Annotated in this window: 1 protein-coding gene; it reads left to right on the forward strand. The window is 48.2% G+C overall.

Going from position 1 to position 1,202, the window contains the following annotated elements:
* The first annotated feature begins 141 nt into the window (after positions 1-141).
* Positions 142-978: a phytanoyl-CoA dioxygenase family protein gene (locus tag AC1DWB_RS35620; protein WP_477545784.1), complete on the forward strand. Its 837-nt coding sequence runs from the start codon at positions 142-144 to the stop codon at positions 976-978.
* The last annotated feature ends 224 nt before the right edge of the window (positions 979-1,202 follow it).

Here is a 1,202-nt window from a genome sequence, read left to right on the forward strand (position 1 = left end):
CTGACTGATACTAGTATTGTAACGTATTCCGGGATGACGGAAAAGTCCAATATATCGTCTGCTTTGTGTAAATATTTTGAGCGGGGGGACTGGTATTCTTACATTAGAAGGCCTTAATCGAATACAAGGAGACGATACGATATGAGTAACGAAAATGTTCAAAACTTACCCGAGATCCGTGAAGATTATCCGATTAACGAGAGCCAGAAGAACGAGTTTCAACAAAACGGTCACCTAATCTTAAGAGGGGTGGCTAGTTCGGCAGAGGTGAACGCCTACCGTCCGCATATTGTTCAAGCGGTGAAAGAGATGAATACCCAAACGAAACCGCTAGGAGAACGAGATACGTACGGCAAAGCGTTCATCCAAATCTCGAACATATGGGAGCAAAAGGAAACGGTAAAACGGTTCGTAGTCGCACGCAGATTCGCTAAGATCGCGGCCGAGCTGATGGGGGTAAGCGGCGTGCGGATCTACCACGATCAGGCTCTATTCAAGGAAGCCGGAGGTGGCCATACCCCTTGGCACCAGGATCAAATCTACTGGCCGCTCGATACGAACAACACCGTTACGCTGTGGATGCCATTAGTCGATATTCCCGAGGAAGTCGGGTCTATGACCTTCGCTTCCGGCTCTCACCGCAAAGGCTACATTAATAAGATGGAAATATCCGATGAATCGCACCGAACACTCCAAGAGTATATTGAGGGACAACGATTCCCGTTGGCGAACTATGGGGGCATGGCAGCGGGAGATGCCACGTTCCATTACGGCTGGACGCTTCACAGTGCACCAGGCAATCCGACCGAACAGATGCGCGAGGTGATGACGATCATCTACTTCGCAGACAATACGAGAATACTTGAGCCCGACAGCAACGCTCGCCGTAGGGACTTGCAGAGATGGATGCCTGGTTTAGACGCGGGAGATATAGCTAATAGTGAGTTGAATCCGTTGGTATATTCGGACCAAGATTAGCTATGAAGGCAGTATAAGCTTATCGTTCAAGTCATCGTTAAGGTGGATAACGAGACTGTTGATTCATTCTTGATTGAAGCAAAAACGGCCGTTCCAAGTGAAAAAGGACCCCAATACGCTCAAACATCTTGTTTGAACCTCTTTGATTGTATAGGGGATTTCGTGGTATGGAGGTTCAAGCCAAAACTCGCCGGGGTCCTCTTTTTCACTTTCCACTCCTGTGT

The organism is Paenibacillus sp. P4_E11 (assembly GCF_056401635.1).